The sequence below is a fragment of the Streptomyces sp. CA-243310 genome (assembly GCF_050936775.1).
Lineage (GTDB): Bacteria > Actinomycetota > Actinomycetes > Streptomycetales > Streptomycetaceae > Streptomyces.
The window spans coordinates 1,536,669-1,562,107 of the sequence record NZ_JBNJMF010000002.1 but is presented as its reverse complement, the minus strand read 5'-3'; the positions used below and the strand labels follow the sequence as shown (position 1 = coordinate 1,562,107).

20 protein-coding genes are annotated in these 25,439 nt (G+C 69.8%); 12 read left to right on the top strand and 8 right to left on the bottom strand.

The genetic code is table 11. The features are described from left to right. Window positions 1-20 precede the first annotated feature (20 nt). Both ACQEVM_RS24650 and ACQEVM_RS24645 read left to right on the top strand, forming a co-directional pair. Window positions 21-1,070: an LLM class F420-dependent oxidoreductase gene (locus ACQEVM_RS24650; RefSeq protein WP_433082473.1), complete on the top strand. Its 1,050-nt coding sequence runs from the start codon at window positions 21-23 to the stop codon at window positions 1,068-1,070. 191 nt (window positions 1,071-1,261) lie between these two features. Beyond that, window positions 1,262-2,050, top strand: a complete 789-nt coding sequence (locus tag ACQEVM_RS24645) for a ferritin-like domain-containing protein (protein WP_433082471.1) — start codon at window positions 1,262-1,264, stop codon at window positions 2,048-2,050. Between the two features lie 30 nt (window positions 2,051-2,080). Here ACQEVM_RS24645 and corA read toward each other — a convergent pair whose 3' ends face one another. Beyond that, window positions 2,081-3,073, bottom strand: coding sequence for a magnesium/cobalt transporter CorA (gene corA, locus ACQEVM_RS24640; RefSeq protein ID WP_433082469.1), 993 nt, complete (start codon window positions 3,071-3,073; stop codon window positions 2,081-2,083). Between the two features lie 54 nt (window positions 3,074-3,127). Between corA and ACQEVM_RS24635 the strand changes: the two genes are divergently transcribed. The 4 genes from ACQEVM_RS24635 to mshC all read left to right on the top strand — a co-directional run bounded on the left by ACQEVM_RS24635 (window position 3,128) and on the right by mshC (window position 6,648). Further along, complete coding sequence (locus ACQEVM_RS24635; protein ID WP_433082467.1) at window positions 3,128-3,835, top strand: histidine phosphatase family protein; 708 nt, start codon at window positions 3,128-3,130, stop codon at window positions 3,833-3,835. An 83-nt stretch (window positions 3,836-3,918) separates the two neighbouring features. Continuing rightward, window positions 3,919-4,509: a DUF3090 domain-containing protein gene (locus ACQEVM_RS24630; RefSeq protein WP_433082465.1), complete on the top strand. Its 591-nt coding sequence runs from the start codon at window positions 3,919-3,921 to the stop codon at window positions 4,507-4,509. After that, window positions 4,473-5,309 (top strand): SCO1664 family protein, encoded by an 837-nt coding sequence (locus ACQEVM_RS24625; protein ID WP_433082463.1) that lies wholly within the window; start codon window positions 4,473-4,475, stop codon window positions 5,307-5,309. The genes ACQEVM_RS24630 and ACQEVM_RS24625 overlap by 37 nt, the downstream gene beginning before the upstream one ends. Before the next feature lie 109 nt (window positions 5,310-5,418). Beyond that, window positions 5,419-6,648, top strand: coding sequence for a cysteine--1-D-myo-inosityl 2-amino-2-deoxy-alpha-D-glucopyranoside ligase (mshC, locus tag ACQEVM_RS24620; RefSeq protein ID WP_433082461.1), 1,230 nt, complete (start codon window positions 5,419-5,421; stop codon window positions 6,646-6,648). A gap of 97 nt (window positions 6,649-6,745) precedes the next feature. Here mshC and ACQEVM_RS24615 read toward each other — a convergent pair whose 3' ends face one another. The 5 genes from ACQEVM_RS24615 to ACQEVM_RS24595 form a co-directional block, all read right to left on the bottom strand. Next, on the bottom strand, window positions 6,746-7,747 hold the full coding sequence (locus tag ACQEVM_RS24615) for a PAC2 family protein (protein WP_433082459.1): 1,002 nt from the start codon (window positions 7,745-7,747) through the stop codon (window positions 6,746-6,748). Between the two features lie 127 nt (window positions 7,748-7,874). Next, entirely contained in the window at window positions 7,875-9,482 is a 1,608-nt protein-coding gene (locus ACQEVM_RS24610) for a glycerol-3-phosphate dehydrogenase/oxidase (RefSeq protein WP_351375589.1), read from the bottom strand. 44 nt (window positions 9,483-9,526) lie between these two features. Continuing rightward, complete coding sequence (gene glpK, locus ACQEVM_RS24605) at window positions 9,527-11,053, bottom strand: glycerol kinase GlpK (protein ID WP_433082456.1); 1,527 nt, start codon at window positions 11,051-11,053, stop codon at window positions 9,527-9,529. 77 nt (window positions 11,054-11,130) lie between these two features. Beyond that, window positions 11,131-11,913 (bottom strand): MIP/aquaporin family protein, encoded by a 783-nt coding sequence (locus tag ACQEVM_RS24600; RefSeq protein ID WP_433082454.1) that lies wholly within the window; start codon window positions 11,911-11,913, stop codon window positions 11,131-11,133. Window positions 11,914-12,228: 315 nt separating this feature from the next. Next, the gene (locus ACQEVM_RS24595; protein ID WP_433082452.1) at window positions 12,229-12,996 is read right to left on the bottom strand and encodes an IclR family transcriptional regulator; all 768 of its coding nucleotides are present in this window, start codon (window positions 12,994-12,996) and stop codon (window positions 12,229-12,231) included. A gap of 252 nt (window positions 12,997-13,248) precedes the next feature. On the opposite strand from ACQEVM_RS24595, the gene metH reads away from it, so the two are divergent. From metH to ACQEVM_RS24575, 4 genes are all read left to right on the top strand, one after another. Further along, window positions 13,249-16,761 (top strand): methionine synthase, encoded by a 3,513-nt coding sequence (gene metH, locus ACQEVM_RS24590; protein WP_433082450.1) that lies wholly within the window; start codon window positions 13,249-13,251, stop codon window positions 16,759-16,761. A gap of 111 nt (window positions 16,762-16,872) precedes the next feature. Then, entirely contained in the window at window positions 16,873-17,574 is a 702-nt protein-coding gene (locus ACQEVM_RS24585) for an HAD family hydrolase (RefSeq protein ID WP_266951236.1), read from the top strand. Between the two features lie 481 nt (window positions 17,575-18,055). Then, window positions 18,056-19,660 carry an ABC transporter substrate-binding protein gene (locus ACQEVM_RS24580; protein WP_433082447.1) on the top strand — a complete coding sequence of 535 codons (1,605 nt, stop codon included), beginning with the start codon at window positions 18,056-18,058 and terminating at the stop codon, window positions 19,658-19,660. A 74-nt stretch (window positions 19,661-19,734) separates the two neighbouring features. Beyond that, the gene (locus ACQEVM_RS24575; RefSeq protein WP_433085349.1) at window positions 19,735-21,312 is read left to right on the top strand and encodes an ABC transporter substrate-binding protein; all 1,578 of its coding nucleotides are present in this window, start codon (window positions 19,735-19,737) and stop codon (window positions 21,310-21,312) included. Between the two features lie 78 nt (window positions 21,313-21,390). Here the strand turns inward: ACQEVM_RS24575 and ACQEVM_RS24570 are convergent, their stop codons facing one another. Then, window positions 21,391-22,065, bottom strand: a complete 675-nt coding sequence (locus ACQEVM_RS24570) for a response regulator (RefSeq protein WP_053678766.1) — start codon at window positions 22,063-22,065, stop codon at window positions 21,391-21,393. Between the two features lie 65 nt (window positions 22,066-22,130). After that, a complete protein-coding gene (locus ACQEVM_RS24565) occupies window positions 22,131-23,057 on the bottom strand; it encodes a RecB family exonuclease (RefSeq protein WP_433082445.1) in 927 nt (308 codons plus the stop codon). On the opposite strand from ACQEVM_RS24565, the gene ACQEVM_RS24560 reads away from it, so the two are divergent. Further along, the gene (locus ACQEVM_RS24560; protein WP_433082443.1) at window positions 22,942-24,423 is read left to right on the top strand and encodes a site-2 protease family protein; all 1,482 of its coding nucleotides are present in this window, start codon (window positions 22,942-22,944) and stop codon (window positions 24,421-24,423) included. The genes ACQEVM_RS24565 and ACQEVM_RS24560 overlap by 116 nt on opposite strands. 18 nt (window positions 24,424-24,441) lie before the next feature. Then, on the top strand, window positions 24,442-25,359 hold the full coding sequence (locus ACQEVM_RS24555) for a tRNA (adenine-N1)-methyltransferase (protein WP_433082441.1): 918 nt from the start codon (window positions 24,442-24,444) through the stop codon (window positions 25,357-25,359). Window positions 25,360-25,439: the final 80 nt, after the last annotated feature.

Genomic DNA, 25,439 nt, shown 5'->3' with positions numbered 1-25,439 from the left:
AACCGGTAAGGGGACGACACATGCGGCTCGGCATCAATCTCGGTTACTGGGGTGCGGGCATGGACGCCGACAACCTCGCCGTCGCCCAGGAGGCCGACCGCCTCGGGTACGACGTCTGCTGGGCGGCGGAGGCCTACGGCTCGGACGCGGCCACGGTCCTGGCCTGGGTCGCGGCCCAGACCGAGCGGATCGACGTCGGCTCGGCCATCTTCCAGATCCCGGCCCGCCAGCCCGCCATGACGGCCATGACCGCCGCCACCCTGGACTCGCTCACCAAGGGCCGCTTCCGACTCGGCCTCGGGGTCTCCGGACCGCAGGTCTCGGAGGGCTGGTACGGCGTGAAGTTCGACAAGCCGCTCGCCCGGACCCGCGAGTACGTGGAGATCGTCCGCAAGGCGATGAGCCGCGAGCGGCTGAGCTACGAAGGACAGCACTGGACCCTCCCGCTGCCCGGCGGCCCCGGCAAGCCGATCAAGCTCACCGTGCACCCGGAGCGCGAGCACATCCCGCTCTACATCGCCGCGATCGGTCCGAAGAACCTGGAGCAGACGGGCGAGATCGCCGACGGGGCCCTGCTGATCTTCCCGGCGGCGGAGCACCTGGAGGAGACGGCGCTGCGACACATCCGCGCGGGCCGCGAGAAGGCGGGCCTGACGATGGACGGCTTCGACGTCTGTCCGACCGTGCCACTGGCCATCGGCGCCGACGTGGGCGGACTCGCGGACATGTTCCGCCCGTACACCGCGCTGTACGTCGGCGGCATGGGCAGCGCCAAGCAGAACTTCTACAACCAGTTGGCCCAGCGCATGGGCTACGAGAAGGAAGCGGCCGAGATCCAGGAGAAGTACCTGGCCGGCGACAAGGCGGGCGCGGCGGCCGCCGTCCCGCACTCGCTGATCGACTCGACCACCCTGCTGGGCTCCGTGGAGCGGATCGCGGACGGGATGCGGGCCTACGCGGAAGCCGGGGTCACGACCCTGACGCTGGCCCCGGCCGGATTCACGCTGGACGAGCGGATCACCGCCCTGCGCGCCGGGACCGAGGCGCTGGAACTGGCGGGTCTCGCCTGAGGCGAGGAGTCGGAGGTTCTGCGGCCGTGGTGGGGGCTCGGGGGGTCTTCCCCGCCACGGCCGACACCGCCAACAACGCGATCGGCGGCCCCCTGGTTACGCCCTGCGGGCATCGCCTTCGGTTCGTTCATTCGGCCGAGCGGCGCGACGCATCGGTTGCCCGTCCGCTCCATCCGCATTTGACTCGTTACATGCTCTCTGCCCGCAGCCTGTTCCAGGAGATCGTCGACCACGACGACTCCTTCCAGCTGTTCTGCTCCATCGCCGCCAGCGGGGAGTCCCAGGGCGGCTGGGAGAACGCCCGGATCGCGGCGCTCGTGCCGGCCGGCATGCGCGATCTCGCCCCCAAGATCACCCGCCACGGCGCCGACGAGGACAAGCACGGCCGGATCTTCCGGGCACTGCTGCGCAAGCGCGGCCTGCCGGCGGTTCCCGTGCCGCCCGAGACCGACTACACGATGCTGCTGGAGCGGCGCGGCATCGGGCTCGCCCACGACAAGCTGCGCCGCGACGAACCGCTGACCGAGGAGGACATCGTCGTCTACCTCGCGCACAGCCGGGTCACCGAACAGCGCGCCGCGGACCAGATGGTGATGTTGGCCAAGTGCTTCGGGGACCACCCCGAGATCGGCAAGGCCATCCGCATGATCAGCAACGACGAGGACAACCACCTCGCCTACTGCCACGAGGAACTCCTGAGGCTCGCCCGCGAGGGCCACGCCCGGACCATCCAGCGGACCCTGCGCACCAGCGCGCTCGCCGAGATCGGCGTCTACCGCGACGTGAGCCTCGCCGTGATGGCGCACATGGGGCGGATCCTGCGCTGGCCGGCGCCCAAGTCCGCCGCGCTCGCCGCCGGCATCCGCGGCATGTACGCGTACGAGCGCTTCGGCGGCTGGCACCGCATGATCGACCTGCGCCTGCCCGAACGGCGCGACGCGCTGGGCGGCGAACCCGCCACCGCACCCGAGTTCGCCTGAGCGCCCTGGCGCCGCCCCGCGGGAGACGGCCTACAGCCAGCCGCGGCGCTTGAACATCCGGTGCAGGCCCAGGCACAGCACCGTCATGATCACCAGCAGTACCGGATAGCCCCAGCGCTGGTGGAGTTCCCACATGTGGTCGAAGTTCATGCCGTAGACCCCCGCGACCATCGTCGGGACGGCCGCCATCGCCGCCCAGGCGGAGATCTTGCGCATGTCGTCGTTCTGTCGGACACCCATCTGCGCCAGGTGCGCCGCCAGCGCGTCCGACAGCAGCCGGTCCAGGCCCTCGATGTACTCGTTCGCCTTCGTCAGGTGGTCGGCGACGTCACGGAAGAAGGGCTGGGCGTGGTCGTGCACGAACGGCACGCTGCCGAAGGCGAGGCGGTCCATGGGCTGGAGCAGCGGACTCGTCGCCCGACGGAACTCCAGCACCTGCCGCTTGAAGCCGTAGATCCGGGCGGCGGTGTTCTTCGTGTCCGTCACGTTCGGCGCGAACACCTCCGCCTCCAACTCCTCCAGGTCGGACTGGAGCTCGGCCGCCACCTCGATGTAGTGGTCCACCACGGCGTCGGACACCGCGTACAACACCGCCGTCGGCCCGTGCCTGAGCACCTCCGGCTCGTGCTCCAGCCGGTGTCGGACGGCGGCCAGCGCGGCCCCCTCCCCGTGCCGGACGGTGACCACGAACGAGTCACCGATGAAGACCATCAACTCGCCGGTGGTCACGGTGTCCGTCGCCTCGTCGTACATCACCGGCTTGAGGACCACGAAGAGCGAGTCGTCGTACACCTCCAGCTTCGGCCGCTGGTGAGCCCCCAGCGCGTCCTCCACCGCCAGGGGATGCAGGCCGAACTCCTGGCTGACGTGCTCGAATTCCTTCTCCGTCGGCTCGTGCATGCCGACCCAGACGAAGGCGTCGCCGTCGGCCCGGGCCTCGTCCAGGGCATCCGAGAAGTCCTTCGGGGCCTGGGAACGGCGGCCGTCCCGGTACATCGCGCAGTCGACAATCACTCGGGGCATTCTTCCCTGCGCCCACCCCGCCCGCACACACGCGCCACCGCTTAGGCTGGGCGCATGGCCACGCTGATCCTCGTACGACACGGGCGGTCCACCGCCAACACCGCAGGCTTGCTCGCCGGATGGACCCCGGGAGTGGCCCTCGACGAACGCGGCGCCGAACAGGCCGCCGCGCTGCCCGGGCGACTCGCGGGCGTGCCCCTCGCGGCCGTCGTCAGCAGCCCGCTCCAGCGCTGCCGGGAAACGCTGGCCCCGCTGCTCGCCGCACGGCCCGGGCTGACCGAGCACACCGACGACCGGATCGGCGAGTGCCACTACGGCGACTGGTCCGGCCGCAAGCTCTCCGAACTCGCCGACGAACCCCTGATGAAGATCGTCCAGCAGCACCCCTCGGCGGCGTCCTTCCCCGGCGGCGAGTCCATGCGGGCCATGCAGGCCCGCGCCGTGGACGCCGTGCGCGAATGGGACGCGCGGATCGAGGAAGAGCACGGCGGCGACGCCGTCTTCCTCATGTGCTCGCACGGGGACATCATCAAGTCGCTTGTGGCGGACGCCCTCGGCATGCACCTCGACCTCTTCCAACGGATCCACGTCGACCCCTGCTCGGTCACCGCGATCCGCTACACCGCGACCCGACCCTTCGTGTTCCGACTCGGCGACACCGGCGACTTCGGGTCATTGATCCCGCGCGCGTCCGCCGAAACCCCGCAGGATCCCGAAGCCGACGGGAACGCCGTCGTGGGGGGCGGTGCGGGCGCGGCCTGATCGAACGGCGCAGTAGGGTGGACGGGCCAACACAACTGCACAGCACCGCCCCTCCCCCCGCCGCCGAACCTTGGAGACTGGACGTGCCCCGTCAGGTTTTCCTTTACGACCCGCCGGACCGCTTCGTGGCCGGCACGGTCGGTCTGCCTGGACGTCGTACGTTCTTCCTCCAGGCCTCCTCGGGCCCCCGGGTCACGAGCGTGTCCCTGGAGAAGACGCAGGTCGCGGCCCTGGCCGAGCGGATGGACGAACTGCTGGACGAGGTCGTGCGCCGCACCGGCGGCAACGCCCCCGTCCCCGCCGTCGCCTCCACCGAGGCGCCCGACACCGCACCGCTCGACGCCCCCGTCGAGGAGGAGTTCCGCGTCGGGACCATGGCGCTCGCCTGGGACGGCGACGAGCAGCGCATGATCGTCGAGGCCCAGGCGCTGGTGGAACTCGACGCGGACTCGGAAGAGGATCTCGCCGAGGCGGAGGAGCGCCTGCTCCAGGACGAGGAGAACGGGCCCCCGATGCTCCGCGTCCGCCTGTCCGGCAGCCAGGCGCGGGCCTTCGCCAAACGCGCCCTGGACGTCGTCAACGCGGGCCGCCCGCCGTGCCCGCTGTGCAGCCTGCCGCTCGACCCCGAAGGGCACGTGTGTCCGCGCCAGAACGGCTACCGGCGCCAGGCGTGAGCCCCGTGACCCCGATCGAGGAACTGCTCACCCGAGGTGAGCTGACCGTCCGCGCCCGCATCGCCGAGGCCTCCAACGCCGTCCTGTTCTGCACGGTGACGCACGAGGGCGAGAGCGTCGACTGCGTCTACAAGCCGATCAAGGGCGAGCGGCCGCTGTGGGACTTCCCCGACGGCAACCTCGCCCAGCGCGAGCGCGCCGCCTACCTGGTCTCCGAGGCCACCGGTTGGGGACTCGTGCCGACGACCGTGCTGCGCGACGGCCCGTACGGCGAGGGCATGGTCCAGCACTGGATCGATGCCGGGGAATCACCGGAGGCGGAGCTCCTCGCGCTCGTCGAGGGCGAGGAGGCGGGGGAGGGCTGGAAGCCGGTGGCCTTCGCCGAGGTGGGCGAGGGCCGCACCGCGCTGCTCGTCCACGCCGACGACCCCCGGCTGCGCCGGCTCTCCGTTCTCGACGCCGTGATCAACAACGGCGACCGCAAGGGCGGCCACCTGCTGCCCGCCCCCGACGGGCGGCTCTACGGCATCGACCACGGAGTGACCTTCCACACGGAGGACAAGCTGCGCACCCTGCTGTGGGGGTGGGCGGGGGAGTCGCTGACGGACGAGGCACGGTCGGCGCTGGCCTCCCTGGCCGATCAGCTGGCCGACGGAGGCCCGCTCGCCACCCGGCTGGCCGAACTGATCACCGCCGCCGAGTTGGACGCCGTACGGGCCCGTGTGGCCCATCTGGTGCGCACGGGGACCCACCCGAAGCCGTCCGGGCAGTGGCCCGCGATCCCCTGGCCGCCGGTCTGAACAGGCCGGCGCGACATGCATGGAACCGGCCAGATCGCAAGAGTGTCGATCAAGCCAACAGTGCAGGTCCGGTTCGTTTCCGGAACACCAGTCCGGTTAGTCTCGAAGCATGCATGCCTGGCCCGCTTCTGAGGTCCCCGCCCTTCCTGGCAAGGGCCGCGACCTCCAGATCCACGACTCCGCGACCCAAGGGACGATCACCCTCGACCCCGGTCCCGTCGCCCGTATCTACGTCTGCGGAATCACCCCGTACGACGCGACCCACATCGGTCACGCGGCGACCTACAACGCGTTCGACCTCGTCCAGCGCGTGTGGCTCGACAACAAGCGGCAGGTCCACTACGTCCAGAACGTCACCGACGTGGACGACCCGCTGCTGGAGCGGGCGCTGCGGGACGGCCAGGACTGGACCGAACTCGCCGAACGCGAGACGGCCCTCTTCCGCGAGGACATGACCGCCCTGCGGATGCTGCCGCCCCGGCACTACATCGGCGCCGTCGAGGCCATACCCGGCATCGTGCCGCTGGTCGAACGGCTCCGGGAGGCGGGCGCCGCCTACGAACTCGACGGCGACGTCTACTTCTCCGTGGAGTCCGACCCCCACTTCGGGCAGGTCTCCCACCTCGACGCCGAGGCGATGCGGCTGTTGTCCGCCGAGCGCGGCGGCGACCCCGAGCGTCCCGGCAAGAAGAACCCGCTCGACCCGATGCTGTGGATGGCCGCCCGCCCGGGCGACCCGAGCTGGGACGGCGGCTCGCTGGGCCGCGGCCGACCCGGCTGGCACATCGAGTGCGTCGCCATCGCCCTCGACCACCTCGGCATGGGCTTCGACATCCAGGGCGGCGGCTCCGACCTGGCCTTCCCGCACCACGAGATGGGCGCCTCGCACGCACAGGCCCTCACGGGCGAGTTCCCGATGGCCAAGGCGTACGTCCACGCCGGCATGGTCGCCCTCAACGGCGAGAAGATGTCGAAGTCCAAGGGCAACCTGGTCTTCGTCTCCGCGCTGCGCCGCGCCGGCGTCGACCCGGCGGCCATCCGACTCGCGCTGCTGGCCCACCACTACCGGGCCGACTGGGAGTGGACGGACGAGGTCCTCGCCGAGGCCGTCGCCCGCCTCGAACGCTGGCGCGCGGCCGTGTCACGCCCCGACGGCATCCCCGCCGACACCCTCGTCGAGGAGGTCCGCGAGGCCCTCGCCGACGACCTGGACGCCCCCGCCGCGCTGGCCGCGGTGGACCGCTGGGCCGAACTCCAGATCGCCGCGTCCGGCGACGACGAATCGGCCCCCGGTCTGGTCTCCCGCACGGTCGACGCCCTGCTGGGCGTGGCCCTGTAGAACCCGGGGGAGCACCGCTCCCCGACAACGAAGCGCGCCCCGACGCAACCGTCGGGGCGCGCTTCGCTCGTTCACCGCACTCCCGGCGACAGGCGGGTCAGGCCTCGGGGGTGTCCTCGTCCGCGTCCGGTGTGTCGGGCGCCTCGGGCGAGCCCGCCGACTCCTCCGGTCCGGGCCTCGGCTTCGGCTGCGGACGACCGCCTCCCGAGAGGTCGCGGAAGTACGAGCCGGTGTCGCCCGCCGTGCCCGGATCGGCCGCCGGATCACGGCGCCGCAGGTACCGCTCGAACTCCCGGGCGATGGCGTCCCCCGAGGCCTCCGGCAGGTCGGCGGTGTCCCGCGCCTCCTCCAGCGTCTGCACGTACTCGGCCACCTCGCTGTCCTCGGCGGCCAGTTGGTCCACGCCCAACTGCCAGGCCCGCGCGTCCTCGGGCAGTTCGCCGAGCGGGATCCGAATGTCGATCAGATCCTCCAGCCGATTCAGCAACGCCAGCGTCGCCTTCGGGTTCGGCGGCTGCGACACGTAGTGCGGCACCGCCGCCCACAACGACACCGCCGGCACGCCCGCGTGCGTACAGGCCTCCTGGAGCACGCCCACGATCCCGGTCGGACCCTCGTACTTGGTCTCCTCCAGGTCCATCGTGCGCGCCAGGTCGGCGTCGGACGTCACCCCGCTCACCGGGACCGGCCGGGTGTGCGGGGTGTCGCCGAGCAGCGCCCCCAGGATGACGACCATCTCCACGCCCAACTCGTGGGCGAAGCCGAGGATCTCGTTGCAGAACGACCGCCAGCGCATGGACGGTTCGATGCCCCGCACCAACACCAGGTCGCGCGGTTTGGCGCCGCCGATCCTGACCACCGACAGACGCGTCGTGGGCCAGGTGATCTTCCGTACTCCGTTGTCCAGCCAGACCGTCGGCCGGTTGACCTGGAAGTCGTAGTAGTCCTCGGCGTCCAGAGCCGCGAAGACCTCGCCCTTCCACTCCCGGTCAAGGTGCGTCACCGCACCGGAGGCGGCGTCACCCGCGTCGTTCCAGCCCTCGAACGCGGCCACCATGACCGGGTCGATCAGCTCGGGCACGCCCTCAAGCTCGATCACCCAGGTCTCCTTCCGAAGTTCCCTTGCGTACGTGGGTCAGCCTAAGCCTTGAAACGACACCAACCACAGCCCACGACAGAGGGGCGGTTCCCCTCGGAACCGCCCCTCTGCCCACCTGCCGAGCAGGCTAAGCCTTGTCGCCCAGCATCTCCTGGACACGGGCGCGCACCGCGTCGTCGTCCAGGCCGCGGACCGTCACCGTGGTACGGCGACGCAGCACGTCGTCGACCGTCTCGGCCCACTCGTTGTCACGGGCGTACGCGACCTGCGCCCAGATCTCCGGACCGTCCGGGTGGATGCGCTCGGCGAGCGCCGCGTCCTCGTTCGCCAGCCGCGCGATGTCGAAGGCCAGCGAACCGTAGTGCGAGGCCAGGTGCCGGGCGGTCAGCGGGTCCATCCGCGTCCCGGGCTCCCGGTCCACCAGCAGCCGGTGCGCCACCGCGTTCGGGTTGGCGACACCGGGCAGGGCGATCCGGCGCACGAGCGACTTCAGCGGCTCCATGTCCTCGGTCAGCGGGCTGCCCGGGAGCTTCGCCAGCTTCTCCATCACGACACGGCCGATGTGGCGGTAGGTGGTCCACTTGCCGCCGGCCACCGACAGCATGCCGCCCGCGCCCTCGGAGACCACGGTCTCCCGCTTGGCCTTCTCCACCCCGCCGGGGCCGCCGGGCAGCACCCGCAGGCCCGCGAAGGCGTACGTCATCAGGGAACGGTCGAGGTCCGCGTCCTTCACGGAGAACGCCGCCTCGTCGAGGATCTGCTGGATGTCGGCCTCGGTGGCGCGCACGTCCGCGGGGTCGCCCTCGTACACCTCGTCGGTGGTGCCGAGCAGCAGCTGGTCCTCCCACGGCAGGGCGAAGGTGATGCGGTACTTGTCGATCGGGGTGGCCATGGCGGCCTTCCAGGGCGACTTGCGCTTCATCACGATGTGCGCGCCCTTGGACAGACGGATCGACGGCATCGAGTGCTTGTCTTCCATGCGCCGCAGGTGGTCCACCCACGGGCCGGTGGCGTTGAGCACGACGCGCGCGTCGACCCCGAACTCGGTGCCGTCGAGACGGTCCTTGAGTTCGGCGCCGCTGACCCGGCCGCGCGTCATGCGCAGACCGGTGACCTCGGCGTGGTTCAGGACGACCGCGCCCGACTCGACGGCCGCGCGGACCGTCATGACGGCCACGCGGGAGTCGTTCATCTGGTGGTCGTAGTAGACGGCGACGGCCTTCAGGTTGTCCGTCTTCAGACCCGGGTTGTCGGCGACGGCACGGGCCGGGGATATGACCTTGCCGATGCCGTCACCGAAGGCGGACAGCGCCGAGTACGCGAACACGCCCGCGCCCAGCTTCGCGGCGCCGACCGGGCCGCCCTTGTACACCGGGAGGTAGAACGTGAGCGGGTTGACCAGGTGCGGGGCCACGTCCTTGGCCAACACCCGGCGCTCGTGGTGGTTCTCGGCGACCAGCTTGACCGCGCCGGTCTGCAGGTAGCGCAGACCGCCGTGGACGAGCTTGGACGAGGCGGAGGAGGTGGCGCCGGCGAAGTCGCCGGCGTCCACCATGGCGACCCGCAGCCCCGACTGCGCGGCGTGCCAGGCCACCGAGGTGCCCAGGATTCCACCGCCGATGACCAGCAGGTCGTACGTGGCCTTGGCCAACTGCTCGCGGGTCTCGGCGCGGCTCGGGTTCGAACCGGCGGTCGGGTGCGTACCCAGGGCGGGAACGCTCTGCGGGCTGCTCATATCGCTTGACTCCTACTTACTCGTCGATTGCGCCGGCTGAGCGGTCAGCTGGCGTCTTCGTCGTCGACCCAGCCCATGGACCGCTCGACGGCCTTGAGCCAGCTCTTGTACTCGCGGTCCCGCTGTTCGGCGGGCATCCGCGGGGTCCACTCCGCCGCGCGGCGCCAGTTGGCGCGCAGGGCGTCGGTGTCGGGCCAGAAGCCGACGGCGAGGCCGGCGGCGTAGGCGGCGCCGAGGCAGGTGGTCTCGGCGACCATGGGGCGCACCACCGGTGCGTCCAGGAAGTCCGAGAGCGTCTGCATCAGCAGGTTGTTGGAGGTCATGCCGCCGTCGACCTTGAGGGCGGCGAGCTCGACGCCCGAGTCCTTGGTCATGGCGTCGGTGATCTCACGGGTCTGCCAGGCGGTGGCCTCCAGGACGGCACGGGCGATGTGCGCCTTGGTGACGTACCGGGTGAGGCCGGCGATCACACCGCGGGCGTCGGAGCGCCAGTACGGGGCGAAGAGGCCGGAGAAGGCGGGCACGAAGTAGGCGCCGCCGTTGTCCTCGACGGAGGAGGCCAGGGTCTCGATCTCGGCGGCGGACTTGATCAGGCCCATCTGGTCGCGCATCCACTGGACGAGCGAGCCGGTGACGGCGATGGAGCCCTCCAGCGCGTAGACCGGCTTCTGGTCGCCGATCCGGTAGCCGACCGTGGTCAGCAGGCCGCTGTAGGAGTTGATGATCTGGTCGCCGGTGTTCATCAGCATGAACGTGCCGGTGCCGTAGGTCGACTTGGCCTCGCCCTCGGCGAAACAGGTCTGCCCGAACAGGGCGGCCTGCTGGTCGCCGAGCGCCGAGGCGACCGGGACGCCGGCGAGGACGCCCTCCTTGACGTGGCCGTAGACCTCGGCGGAGGACCTGATCTCGGGGAGGACGTTGGTCGGGACCCCCATCGACTCCGCGATCTTCGGGTCCCACTCCAGGGAGTGCAGGTTCATCAGCATGGTGCGCGAGGCGTTGGTGACGTCGGTGACGTGCACACCGCCCTGGGCGCCACCCGTGAGGTTCCAGATGACCCACGAGTCCATGGTGCCGAAGAGGATGTCGCCTGCCTCGGCGCGCTCGCGCAGGCCCTCGACGTTGTCGAGCAGCCAGCGGACCTTGGGGCCGGCGAAGTACGAGGCGAGCGGGAGGCCCGTCTCGCGGCGGAAGCGGTCCTGGCCGACGTTGCGGCCGAGCTCCTTGCACAGGGCGTCGGTGCGGGTGTCCTGCCAGACCAGCGCGTTGTGCACCGGCTCACCGGTGTTCTTGTCCCACAGCAGGGTGGTCTCGCGCTGGTTGGTGATGCCGACGGCCTTGACGTCCGCGGCGGTGATCTCGGCCTTGGCGATGGCTCCGGCGACGACCTCCTGGACGTTGGTCCAGATCTCGGCGGCGTCGTGCTCGACCCAGCCCGGCTTCGGGAAGATCTGCTCGTGCTCCTTCTGGTCGACCGCGACGATGCGGCCGTCGCGGTCGAACACGATGCAGCGGGAGGAGGTGGTGCCCTGGTCGATCGCGGCGATGAAGGGGCCGGTGCTGCTGGTCATGGTGGGTGCTCCTGGCAGGTCTCTGGGTTGGCGGAATCAGGGGGCGGTGCGGATCTTGCGATACGTGCCGATGCTGATCAGGCGAACGCGATGTTGTACAGACCACCGGCGGCGGCGGCACCGACGAGCGGGCCGACCACCGGGATCCAGGAGTATGCCCAGTCGGAGCCGCCCTTGTTGGGAAGCGGCAGCAGGGCGTGGACGATGCGCGGACCGAGGTCGCGGACCGGGTTGATGGCGTAGCCGGTCGGACCGCCGAGCGAGAGGCCGATGCCGACGACCACGAAAGAGGTGATCAGGACGCCGATGACGCCGAGGCCCTTGCCGTCGTCCTGGAGACCCTGGGTCAGGATGGCCAGGACCAGGACGGCGGTGCCGATTATCTCGGTCGCCAGGTTCTGGACGATGTTGCGGATCTCCGGACCGGTGGAGAAGATCCCGAGGACCGGGCCCGCCACGTCGTGCGGGTGCGGGTCCTCCGGGCCGAGCTTCGCGTCCCGGATGTGCTCCGGGTCCGCCAGGTGCACACGGAACTGGCCGTAGTACGTGACCCACATCAGCACCGCGCCGAGCATCGCGCCCAGGAGCTGGCCGGCGAAGTACACCGGGACGTTGCCCCAGTCACCGTCCTTGATCGCGAGGCCGACGGTGACCGCCGGGTTGAGGTGGGCGCCGGAGAGGGGCGCGGAGACGTAGGCGGCGATCAGTACGGCGAATCCCCAGCCGAACGTGATGGCGAGCCAACCCGCGTTGCGGGCCTTGGAGCTCTTCAGCGTGACGGCGGCGCAGACGCCGCCACCGAGCAGTGTGAGCAGGGCGGTACCGATGGTCTCGCCGATGAAGATGTCGGAGCTGGACACCCGCGACTCCTTTGTCTTACGTCCAGGGGTACGTGGACACCGGGTCCCTCCGGTGGCCCACGCACTCGGTGAGTGCTGCACCGGTCCTTGGCCTTGTCACACCCTAACGCGTATTGCCGGTAGGTGTTCGACAATGCCGACCGATGAACGGCAGTTTTCCGCCCTGGTGAAGAAGGCGTCAAGGGTTGACCAGGTCAAAGAGTCGGATCGTTACCGGCCGGTGCGATCGACCAAATTCAGCCATTTGATGATCAAAAAAAGGCGCAAGGCATCCGGATAGCGGAGAAAGTGCCTCCGGATGCGATCAATGCAAGGTCAGAACCGGCCCGCGCCAAGGTCGCGCGAAACCGACCTCGCGCAGTCCCGGACCGACGCGACCAGCGTCGCGCGCGGCTCGCCGGCCTCCGTGCACACCCGTTCCACGGCGCCCACGACCGCCACCGCACCCACCGGCATCCGGCGCCGGTCGTGGATCGGCGCCGCCACCGAGGCCAGCCCCTCCCAGGTCTCCTCGATGTCCGAGGCCCAGCCGCGGGCCCGCGTCAGGTCGAGGATCTCCTCGAAACCGGCGCCGTCCGTGACGGTGCGGGGAGTGAACACCTCCCGCTCGACCTCCACGGCCTCGGTGTGCGCCACCGGGTCGTACGCGGACAGCACCTTGCCCAGGGCCGTGGAGTGCAGTGGCTGCATGGCCCCCACCTCCAGCACTTGACGGCTGTCGTCCGGGCGGAACACGTGATGCATGATCAGCACCCCGCTGTTGTGGAGCACCCCCACGTACACGCTCTCGCCGCTCGCCCGGGCCAGGTCGTCCGTCCAGACCAGGGCGCGGGCACGCAGCTCGTGCACGTCCAGATAGCTGTTCCCCAGGCGGAGCAGCTCGGCGCCCAGCTGGTAGCGGCCCGAAGCGGAGTCCTGCTCCACGAAGCCCTCGGCCTGCAGAGTGCGCAGGATCCCGTGCGCGGTCCCCTTGGCCAGGCCGAGGGACGTCGCCACGTCCGACAGTCCCAGCCGGCGCTCGCCGCCCGCCAGGAGCCGCAGCATCGCAGCGGCTCGTTCGAGCGACTGGATGTTCCGTGCCATCGCGCAGCCTCCTGCTGACGTAGTTCGACAATGCTGAACAGTATCGGTCGATGTCGACCTCGCGCATGGTCGGGGGAATCTTCAGGACAGCACCGATCCGGACAGCCGGGACAGACCCCCGCGCACAGAATGCAGTCCGCCACGTGGGACGGCCCCACCGGGGTTGCCACCGCGCGGTTACCCTGACCGCGTGCACCCTTGACACAGAGGGGGTGCAAAGCCGACAGCCGTCGCATCCCAGGGAGCTCATCCATGGCCTCGTTGCCGAACCCGCCCGCAGACACCCAGACCCGGGCCGATGCCCTCCGGGAGGCGCTCGCCACCCGCGTGGTCGTCGCCGACGGAGCCATGGGAACGATGCTCCAGGCACAAGACCCCTCCCTGGAGGACTTCCAGCAGCTCGAAGGCTGCAACGAGGTCCTGAACGTCACGCGCCCCGACATCGTGCGCAACGTGCACCAGGAGTACTTCGCCGTCGGCGTGGACTGCGTCGAGACGAACACCTTCGGCGCGAACTTCGCCGCCCTCGCCGAGTACGACATCGCCGAGCGCAACCACGAGCTGTCCGAATCCGGCGCCCGCATCGCCCGCGAGGTCGCCGACGAGTTCACCGCCTCCACCGGACGCCAGCGCTGGGTCCTGGGCTCCATGGGCCCCGGCACCAAGCTGCCCACGCTGGGCCACATCGACTACGCGACGATCCGCGACGCCTACCAGATCAACGCCGAGGGCCTGATCACCGGCGGCGCCGACGCCCTCCTCGTCGAGACCACCCAGGACCTCCTCCAGACCAAGTCCTCCGTCATCGGCGCCCGCCGCGCCATGGAGGCCCTCGGCGTGTCCGTGCCGCTGATCTGTTCCGTGACCGTGGAGACCACCGGCACGATGCTGCTCGGCTCGGAGATCGGCGCCGCGCTCACCGCGCTGGAGCCCCTGGGCATCGACATGATCGGCCTCAACTGCGCGACCGGCCCCGCCGAGATGAGCGAGCACCTGCGCTACCTCGCGCGCAACTCCCGCATCCCCCTCTCCTGCATGCCCAACGCCGGCCTGCCCGTCCTGGGCAAGAACGGGGCGCACTACCCGCTCTCCGCGAGCGAGCTGGCCGACGCCCAGGAGACCTTCGTCCGCGAGTACGGCCTCTCCCTCGTCGGAGGCTGCTGCGGCACCACCCCCGAACACCTGCGCCAGGTCGTCGAGCGGGTCCACGCCCTCAGCCCGGCCCCCCGCGAGCCCCGGCCCGAGGCGGGCGCCTCCTCCCTCTACCAGACGGTCCCGTTCCGCCAGGACACCTCGTACATGGCGATCGGGGAGCGCACCAACGCCAACGGCTCGAAGAAGTTCCGCGACGCCATGCTGGAGGCGCGCTGGGACGACTGCGTGGAGATGGCGCGCGATCAGATCCGCGAAGGCGCGCACATGCTGGACCTGTGCATCGACTACGTGGGCCGTGACGGCGTCGCCGACATGAAGGAACTGGCCGGCCGTTTCGCCACCGCCTCCACGCTGCCGATCGTGCTGGACTCCACCGAGGTCCCCGTCATCCAGGCCGGCCTGGAGAAGCTCGGCGGTCGCGCCGTCATCAACTCGGTCAACTACGAGGACGGCGACGGACCGGAGTCCCGCTTCGCGAAGGTCACCGGCCTCGCCCGGGAGCACGGCGCCGCGCTGATCGCGCTGACCATCGACGAGGAGGGCCAGGCCCGCACCGTCGAACACAAGGTCGCCATCGCGCAGCGGCTCATCGCGGACCTCACGGGCAACTGGGGGATCCACGAGTCGGACATCCTCATCGACACCCTCACCTTCACCATCTGCACCGGCCAGGAGGAGTCCCGCAAGGACGGCATCGCCACCATCGAGGCGATCCGCGAGCTGAAGCGCCGTCACCCGGACGTGCAGACCACGCTGGGCCTGTCGAACATCTCCTTCGGCCTCAACCCGGCCGCCCGCGTCCTGCTCAACTCCGTATTCCTCGACGAGTGCGTCAAGGCCGGCCTGGACTCCGCGATCGTCCACGCCAGCAAGATCCTGCCCATCGCCCGGTTCGACGACGAGCAGGTCGGCACCGCCCTCGACCTGATCTACGACCGGCGCGCCGAGGGCTACGACCCGCTGCAGAAGCTGATGGCACTGTTCGAGGGCGTCAACACCAAGTCCCTCAAGGCCGGCCGCGCCGAGGAACTGATGGCGCTCCCGCTCGACGAGCGGCTCCAGCGCCGCATCATCGACGGCGAGAAGAACGGCCTGGAAGCCGACCTCGACGAGGCGCTCCGGACCCGCCCGGCCCTCGACATCGTCAACGACACCCTCCTGGAGGGCATGAAGGTCGTCGGCGAGCTCTTCGGCTCCGGCCAGATGCAGCTGCCGTTCGTCCTCCAGTCGGCGGAGGTCATGAAGACCGCGGTGGCCTTCCTGGAACCGCACATGGAGAAGACCGACGCCGAGGGCAAGGGCACCATCGTGCTCGCCACCGTCCGCGGCGACGTCCACGACATCGGCAAGAACCTCGTGGACATCATCCTGTCCAACAACGGCTACAACGTCGTGAACATCGGCATCAAGCAGCCGGTCTCCGCGATCCTCGAAGCCGCGCAGGAACACAAGGCCGACGTCATCGGCATGTCCGGTCTCCTCGTGAAGTCGACCGTGATCATGAAGGAGAACCTGGAGGAGCTCAACCAGCGCAAGCTGGCGGCCGACTACCCGGTGATCCTCGGCGGCGCCGCCCTCACCCGCGCCTACGTCGAGCAGGACCTCCACGAGATCTACGAGGGCGAGGTCCGCTACGCCCGCGACGCCTTCGAGGGCCTGCGCCTCATGGACGCCCTCATCGCCGTGAAGCGTGGCGTCCCCGGAGCCACCCTGCCCGAACTCAAGCAGCGCCGCGTCGCCAAGCGCACCGCGCCCCTGCCCGAGCCGGCGGAGACCGAGGAGCCGGGCGGCCGCTCCGACACCTCCACCGACAACCCGATCCCCACCCCACCGTTCTGGGGCACCCGCGTGGTCAAGGGCATCCCGCTCAAGGACTACGCCTCCTGGCTGGACGAGGGCGCCCTGTTCAAGGGCCAGTGGGGCCTCAAGCAGGCCCGCGCCGGCGGGGCGACGTACGAGGAGCTGGTGGAGTCCGAGGGCCGGCCGCGGCTGCGCGGCCTCCTCGACAAGCTGCACACCGAGAACCTGCTGGAAGCGGCCGTCGTCTACGGCTACTTCCCCTGCGTGTCCAAGGGCGAGGACCTGATCATCCTCGACGAGCAGGGCAACGAGCGGACCCGCTTCACCTTCCCGCGCCAGCGCCGCGGCCGTCGCCTGTGCCTCGCGGACTTCTTCCGCCCGGAGGAGTCCGGGGAGACCGACGTCGTCGGTCTCCAGGTGGTCACCGTCGGGTCGAGGATCGGCGAGGCCACCGCCAAGCTGTTCGAGTCCGACTCCTACCGGGAGTACCTGGAGCTGCACGGACTGTCCGTCCAGCTCGCCGAGGCCATGGCCGAGTACTGGCACGCCCGCGTCCGCGCCGAGCTCGGCTTCGGCGGCGAGGACCCGGCGAAGGTCGAGGACATGTTCGACCTCAAGTACCGGGGCGCCCGCTTCTCGCTGGGCTACGGAGCCTGCCCCGACCTGGAGGACCGTGCCAAGATCGCCGACCTCCTCCGGCCCGAGCGCATCGGCGTCCACCTCTCCGAGGAGTTCCAGCTCCACCCGGAGCAATCCACCGACGCGATCGTGATTCACCACCCCGAAGCGAAGTATTTCAACGCACGCTGACGCGGATCGACGTACACTTGTCGGTCCCATACAGGCCGGTCGCCTGCTCCCCGGGGTACGCCCCGAGGAGAGAGGTGGCCGGCCTTGTCGTCCCTTCAGAGAGGTGTGCGCATGACGAGTACCGTCCCCGCCCCCGTCGCCCGTACGGCCGACGACTCAGCCCTCCAGGCGGTGCTGCTCGACATGGACGGCACGCTGGTCGACACCGAGGGCTTCTGGTGGGAGATCGAGGCGGAGATCTTCCGCGAGCTCGGCCACCTGCTGGAGGACTCGTGGCGCGACATCGTCGTCGGCGGTCCCATGAGCCGCAGCGCGGCCTTCCTCATCGAGTCCACCGGCGCGGCCATCGGCATCGCCGAGCTGAGCGTCCTCCTCAACGAGCGCTTCGAGGCCCGGATCGCCGACCAGGTGCCCATGATGCCCGGAGCCGAGCGGCTGTTGGCCGAGCTGGCCCGGCACAACGTGCCCACCGCCCTCGTGTCCGCCTCCCACCGACGGGTCATCGACCAGGTGCTGCTCACCCTCGGCCGGGACCGCTTCACGATGACGGTCGCCGGTGACGAGGTGCCCCGCACCAAGCCGCACCCCGACCCGTACCTGTTCGCCGCCCGCTCCCTGGGCGCGCACCCCTCGCGCTGCGCGGTCATCGAGGACACCGCCACGGGCGTCGCCGCCGCCGAGGCCGCCGGCTGCCGGGTCGTGGCGATCCCCTCCGTCGGCGTGATCGCGCCGGCCCCCGGCCGCACGATCGTCCGCTCCCTGGAGGAAGTCGATCTTCCGTTCCTGCGGTCCCTCATCACTCCGATGAACTGATCGCGTACGCTGCGTGCCGAACAGAACGCGGGTGTGACGCAGGTCCCACAAGAGGATCTCTCGCCTCCTGGACCGGAGGCCGAAATTCCATCCCCCTTGGCGTAGTTGCGGCGGGTGACCTTGGTCACCCACGAAGCCCCCGAGAAGCCCCCACGGGCCCTCCGGGGGCTTCCTTTGTGTCCGGATTGATCAGCTCCTGACCGCATCTGCGGAGACTCCGGCAGATGCGGTCAGTCCGCTCCGATCACCGTCCGATTACGCCCCAACTCCTGCCAGTTCCAGCCATCCCGTCCCAGGCCACTAATGTCGATCCGGGCACCGCGCCGCACCTCAGCCGTACCGGACACACACCCTTGTGCCGGTACCGCGTGGACCGATCGTCACACCACCGGCCCGATCGTTCCGCCCTGAACGGGCGACCGTCGCGAAGTGCCTTTCACGCCGCTTTGAGCAAGTGCCGGGTCGAGGGAGTACTTCCAGCATGAACCGCAAGACCATGGTGCTGACGGCCGTCGCAGGCCTGCTCGCCCCCGCGCTGTCCGCATGCGGCAGCGCGAGCGGCGGAGGAGCAGGAACCGGGGCGATCGTCGTCGGAACCACCGACCGGTTCGAGGCCGCCGACTACGCCCCCGCCCCCTTCGACCCCGCCTACGCCTACGACGCCGGCGCCTGGAACGTACTGCGCCAGACCGTCCAGACGCTGATGCACACCCCGCGCGGCGGCGGCCGGCCCGTCCCCGAGGCGGCCTCCGACTGCCGCTTCACCGACACCGGCAACGAGAGCTACCGCTGCACCCTGCGCCCCGGGCTGAAGTTCGCGAGCGGTGACCCGCTCACCGCCCAGGACGTCAAGTTCTCCATCGACCGCGTCCTCGCGATCAAGGACGAGAACGGCCCCTCCTCGCTGCTCTCCACCCTCGACACCGTCGAGGCCAAGGGCGAGGACACCGTCGTCTTCCACCTCAAGACGGCCGACGCGACCTTCCCGTACAAGCTCTCCACCCCCGCCGCGGGCATCGTCAGCGCCAAGAACTACGACGCCAAGAAGCTCCGCACCGGCTTCGCCGTCGACGGCTCCGGCCCGTACACCATGAAGGCCGAAGTCAAGGACGACCACCTCGTCCGCGCCGTCTTCACCAAGAACCCGAACTACCAGGGCGACATCAAGCTCCGGAACGACAAGGTCGAACTGCGCACCTTCGCCGACTCCGAGAGCATGGGCAACGCCCTCGCCGACGGCGCCATCCACATGGTCTCCCGCACCCTGTCGCCCGCCCAGATCACCGAGCTCTCCGACAAGCCCCCCAAGGGCGTCAAGCTCGTCCCGATGCCCGGCCTGGAGATCCGCTACCTCGGCTTCAACACCGAGGCCCCGGTCGTCAAGGACAAGGCCGTGCGCCAGGCCCTCGCCGCCGCCGTCGACCGCAACCAGCTCATCTCCAAGGTCTACGGCAAGGCCGCGCAGCCCCTGTACTCCCTGGTCCCCACCACCGTCACCGGCCACGTCAACTCGTTCTTCAACAAGTACGGCGAGGCCAACACCGCCAAGGCCGCCGACATCCTGAAGGCCGCCGGCATCAAGACCCCGGTCAAGCTGACCCTGAACTACACCGCCGACCACTACGGCGACGGCACGGCAGCCGAGTTCGAGACGCTCAAGACCCAGCTGAACTCCACGCGACTGTTCGACATCACCGTCCAGGGCAACGAGTGGAACGACTTCCGGCCCGCGCAGAAGAAGGGCGACTACGCCGCCTACGGGCTCGGCTGGTTCCCCGACTACCCCGACGCCGACAACTTCCTCGCCCCGTTCCTGGAGCAGGACAACTTCCTGGGCACGCCGTACGCCAACGCCGCCGTACGCACCCGTCTCATCCCCGAGTCCCGGCGGGCGGCCGACCGCAACGTCGCCGCCCCCGCGATCACGGAGATGCAGGAAATCGTCGCCGAGGACGTACCGGTCCTGCCCCTGTGGCAGGGCAAGCAGTACGTCGCCGCACGCGACGGCATCACCGGAGTGGAGTGGTCCGTCAACGCCATCTCCGACCTCCAGCTGTGGGAACTCGGCCGGGGCGTCAGCGGCTGAGCAAGGCAGGAACCGGCAGCGGGAGTCGCAGGCCGGCGCAACGAAACAGTTCGACTGTGAAGGACGTTCGCGTGATGAGACGTAACCAGTGGCTGGCAGCCCCGCTCGGCGCCGCCACCGCCGCCGCGCTGCTCAGCGGTTGCGGTGCGCAGGATGGATCCGCCGCCGGAGACGGCAAGGGCGTGGTCATGGGCATATCCGACAAGGTCAAGGCCACCGACCCCGCCTCGGGCTACGACCCGGGCTCCTGGCTGCTCTTCAACAACGTCTTCCAGTCGCTGCTGACCTTCCCCAAGGGCGGCACGACCCCGGAGCCCGACGCCGCGCAGAACTGCGACTTCCAGGGCAGCGACAGCAAGGTCTACAAGTGCGTCCTGCGCACCGGCCTGAAGTTCAGCAACGGCAACAAGCTGACCTCCCAGGACGTCAAGTACTCCTTCGAGCGCACCCTGAAGATCAATGACGAGAACGGCCCGGCCGTCATGCTCTCGTCGATCGCCGGCATCGACGCCCCCGACGAGCGGACCGTCGTCTTCCGCCTGAAGACCTCCGACGCGACCTTCCCCAGCAAGATCGCGGCCGGCGCGGGCTCCATCGTCGACCACACCGAATACCCCGCCGACAAGATCCGCACCGACGGCAAGGCCTTCGGCTCCGGCGTCTACAAGCTGGACTCCATCAACGAGAAGGCAGCCAACTTCTCCGTCAACGAGTCCTACAGCGGCAAGGCCAAGCCGAAGAACACCGGCGTCACCATGAAGTTCTTCAACGAGGACCAGGCCGCCCTCAAGAAGGTCCTCGAAAGCGGCGACGTCGACTTCGCCTTCCGCGGCCTCGCCGCCAAGGACATCGCGGGCCTCGCCGGCAACACCGGCAACCAGAAGGTCGAGGTCGTCCAGGGCGCCGGCGCCGAGGTCGAGCACCTCGTCTTCAACATGAACGACCCGGTCGCCGGCAAGCTCCCCATCCGCAAGGCCATCGCCTACCTCGTCGACCGCGAAGCGCTCGTCAAGGAGGTCTACAACGGGACCGCCGTCCCGCTGTACTCGATCGTCCCGGCCGGCATCGGATCCCACACCACCCCGTTCTTCGACCGCTACGGCGGCAGCCCCCAGGTCGACAAGGCGAAGGCCGTCCTGCGCGCGGCCAACATCAAGGACAAGGTGAAGATCACCCTGTACTCGACGCCCTCCCGGTTCGGCCCGTCCACCGACCAGGAATTCCAGCTGATCGCCAAGCAGCTCAACGACAGCGGCCTGTTCGACGCCGACGTCAAGTCCGTCGAGTTCGAGCAGTACGACAAGGACATCCAGGCCGGCAAGTACGGCGTCTACGTGAAGGGCTGGGTGCCCGACTACCCGGACGCCGACAACTTCACGCAGCCCTTCTTCGGCCCGGACAACGTCCTGCGCAACAACTACGACAACAAGGAGATCAGCGGGACCATCATCCCGTCGACCTCCGCGAAGTCCGACCGCACCGCGGCCAACACCGACTTCACCCGCCTCCAGGACATCGTCGCCGACGAGGTCCCGATCCTCCCGCTCTGGCAGAGCAAGCAGTACGCCGTCACCCGCCCCAACGTGACCGGCCTCCAGTGGTCCCTCGACGCCTCGACCGTCTTCCGCTTCTGGGAGATAGCCAAGGGCTAGACCCCGCTCCGGGACACCCCGGACGCGCGACGGCCCCCCACCCTCACGGGCGGGGGGCCGTCGCGCGTCCCGAAGGAACTACTGACCCGCGCCCGGACGCACCAGACCGCTCTCGTACGCGTACACGGCCGCCTGCACGCGGTCGCGCAGACCCAACTTCGTCAACACGTGCCCCACATGCGTCTTGACCGTGGTCTCGCTCACGAACAGGTCCGCCGCGATCTCCGCGTTCGACAGACCCCGGGCCACCAGCTTCAACACCTCGACCTCACGCTCCGTCAACGTGCCCAACGCGTCCGGCACGTTGTCCTCACCCGACGGCAGATGCCCCGCGTACTTGTCCAACAACCGCCGCGTGATGCTCGGCGCCAACATCGCCTCACCCGCCGCGACCACCCGGATCGCCTGCACCAGCTCGACGGCCGGCGCGTCCTTCAACAGGAACCCGCTCGCCCCCGCCCGCAACGCCTCCACCACGTACTCGTCCAGATCGAACGTGGTCAACACCAGCACCTTCGCCGGCCCGTCCCGCCCCGGACCCGTGATCTGACGCGTCGCCTCCACCCCGTCCATCCGCGGCATCCGGATGTCCATCAACACCACATCGGGCTGCAAGGCCCGCACCTGGTCCAGCGCCTGCAGACCGTCCCCGGCCTCACCGACCACCGCCAGGTCCTGCTCCGCCTCCAGGATCATCCGGAAACCGGTGCGCAGCAGCGGTTGGTCATCGACCAGCAGTACGCGGATCGCCACGGGGTCTACCTCGAATTCGTACGACGGCTTCGACGGACGCCGCCCATTCTGCCCTGATCCACCGATCAGGATCCCTCCGGGCGTACCGCCTCGACCTCGACCCGCACCTCGGCCCTCGGCCCGATCACCAGCGGATAGACCGGGGGAGTACCACCGAACTCCGGACACACCGCCTGATGATCACACCAGCCGCACAGCTTCGTCGGACGCGGCCGCCAGTCACCCGTCTCCGTCGCCTCCCTGATCGCCTCCCACAGCGCCAGCAGCTTGCGCTCCACCCGCTCCAGGTCCGCGATCACCGGGTCGTACGTCACCACGTCGCCACTGCCCAGGTACACCAGCTGCAAGCGGCGCGGCACCACCCCCTTCAGCCGCCACACCACCAAGGCGTAGAACTTCATCTGGAACAGCGCGCCCTCGGCGTACTGCGGCCGCGGTGCCTTGCCCGTCTTGTAGTCGACGATCCGGACCTCACCCGACGGCGCCACGTCCACCCGGTCGATGATCCCCCGCAACCGCAGCCCCGACTCCAGCTCCGTCTCCACGAAGAACTCCCGCTCCACCGGCTCCAGCCGCGTCGGGTCCTCCAACGTGAACCAGCGCTCCACCAGCGCCTCGGCCTCCGTCAGCCAGCCGGCCAACCCCGCCCCGTCGTCCCCCTCCGGAAACAGCTCCGTCAGCTCCGGCCTCGCCTCCAGCAGCCGGTCCCACTGCCCCGGAATCAACGCCTTCGCACGCGGCGCCGTCCGCTCCGCCGCCGGATGATCGAAGAGCCGCTCCAGCACGGCGTGCACCAGCGTGCCCCGCGTCGCCGCCGCACTCGGCTTCTCCGGCAACTTGTCGATCACCCGGAACCGGTACAGCAACGGGCACTGCATGAAATCGCTGGCCCGCGAAGGCGACAGCGAAGCGGGCCGCACCGCGCCACCACCCACAGAGGGCGTCGCACCGGCAGCGGCCGTGTCCGGTCCGGGGTCAGGGCTCGTCGTCATGCGTGAAACCCTACGACCCGACGCCGACAGCACACGCATACCATCGACGTCGAGCCCCCTCGCACTGCATGATCGGAGCATCACACCGCGCCACCACACCGCGACGAACCCCCACGAACCGCCGGCACCCCGCACCACGCCGGACAGCACCGAACGAAGGACAGCCGTGGCAGACACCGACGAAACCGGCGAGCGCGCAGCCAAGCGCTCCGACCCGGGCGGCGGACTCCTCATGGGCCGCCCCTTCGGCGTACCCGTCTACGTCTCGCCCAGCTGGTTCCTCGTCGCCGCGCTCATCACCTGGGTCTTCGGCGACCAACTGGACCAAGTGCTCCCCGACCTCGGACTCGTCCGGTACCTCGTCTCCCTCTTCTTCGCCGTGGCCTTCTACGCCTCCGTCCTGGTCCACGAACTCGCGCACACCATCGCCGCACTCCGCTTCAAACTCCCCGTGCGCCGCATCCAGCTCCAGTTCTTCGGCGGAGTCTCCGAGATCGAGAAGGAATCCGAGACCCCCGGCCGCGAATTCGTCCTCGCCTTCGTCGGCCCCCTCCTCTCCCTCCTCCTCGCCGGCGCCTTCTACCTCGGCATGAACGCCGTCGACCCGGCCACCGTCCCCGGCGTCCTCCTCGGCGGCCTGATGATCTCCAACCTCCTCGTCGCCGCCTTCAACCTCCTGCCCGGCCTCCCCCTCGACGGCGGCCGCATGCTCCGCGCCCTCATCTGGGGCATCACCGGCAAACCCATGACCGGCACCGTCGCCGCCGCCTGGGTCGGCCGCGGCCTCGCCGTCGCCGTCCTCATCGGACTGCCCCTGATCACCCACACCGGTGTCATCGGCAACCGCCCCCAGGACATCGGCGGCATGAACACCGTCATGGACGCCCTGCTCGCCGCGATCCTCGCCGCCATCATCTGGACCGGCGCCGGCAACAGCCTGCGCATGGCCCGGCTGCGCGAACACCTCCCCGAACTCCAGGCCCGCACCCTCACCCGCCGCGCCATCCCCGTCGAGAACGCCACCCCCCTCTCCGAGGCCCTGCGCCGCGCCAACGAAGCCGGCGCCCGCGCCCTCGTCGTCGTCGACGGCCACGGCGACCCCATCGCCCTCGTTCGCGAGAGCGCCATCGCCTCCGTCCCCGAACACCGCCGGCCCTGGGTCGCCGTCAGCACCCTCGCCCAAGACCTCACCGCCGGCATGAAGGTTTCCGCGGACCTCGTGGGCGAAGAACTCCTCGACCACCTCCGCACCACCCCCGCCACCGAGTACCTCGTCGTCGAAACCGGCGGCGCGATCTACGGCGTACTCTCCGCCCTGGACGTCGAGAAGGCCTTCGTGAAGGCCATGGCGCGGCCCCAGTCCTAGAGCCAATACACTGGTCACATGTCCGAACCGACCGGTGCCGCCCGCCGACGCGGGCCCTTCGAGGTCGGGGACCAGGTTCAGCTCACCGACCCCAAGGGCCGCCACTACACGTTCACGCTCGAAGCCGGGAAGAATTTCCACACCCACAAGGGTTCCTTCCCGCACGACGAGCTGATCGGTGCTCCCGAGGGCAGTGTTGTCCGTACCACGGGCAACGTCGCGTACCTCGCGCTGCGTCCCCTGCTCCCCGACTATGTCCTGTCCATGCCCCGCGGTGCCGCCGTGGTCTACCCCAAGGACGCCGGCCAGATCCTGGCCTTCGCCGACATCTTCCCCGGCGCCCGCGTCGTCGAGGCAGGCGTCGGATCCGGCTCCCTGAGCAGCTTCCTGCTGCGCGCCATCGGCGACCAGGGCATGCTCCACAGCTACGAGCGCCGCGCGGACTTCGCCGAGATCGCGACCGCCAACGTCGAGCGCTACTTCGGCGGCCCGCACCCCGCGTGGCAGCTGACCGTGGGCGACCTCCAGGACAACCTGTCCGACACCGACGTCGACCGCGTGATCCTCGACATGCTCGCCCCCTGGGAATGCCTGGAGGCCGTCTCCAAGGCCCTCGTCCCCGGCGGCATCCTGTGCTGCTACGTCGCCACCACCACCCAGCTCTCGCGCACCGTCGAGTCCATCCGCGAATTCGGCTGCTACGCCGAACCGCAGCCCTGGGAATCGATGATCCGAAACTGGCACGTCGAGGGCCTGGCCGTCCGCCCGGACCACCGGATGATCGGCCACACCGGCTTCCTCGTCACCGCCCGCCGCCTCGCGGACGGAGTCGAACCGCCCATGCGTCGCCGCCGCCCCTCCAAGGGCGCCTACGGCGAGGACTACGACGGCCCCGGCAGCCAGTCACGCGGCGGCGCCGCCGCCGACCGCGACTGACCCAGGCTCGCCGCCGACCCAACAGCAAGGCGCCGTGGCGTAGTTCCCGAACCGACTCGGGAACTACGCCACGGCGCCTT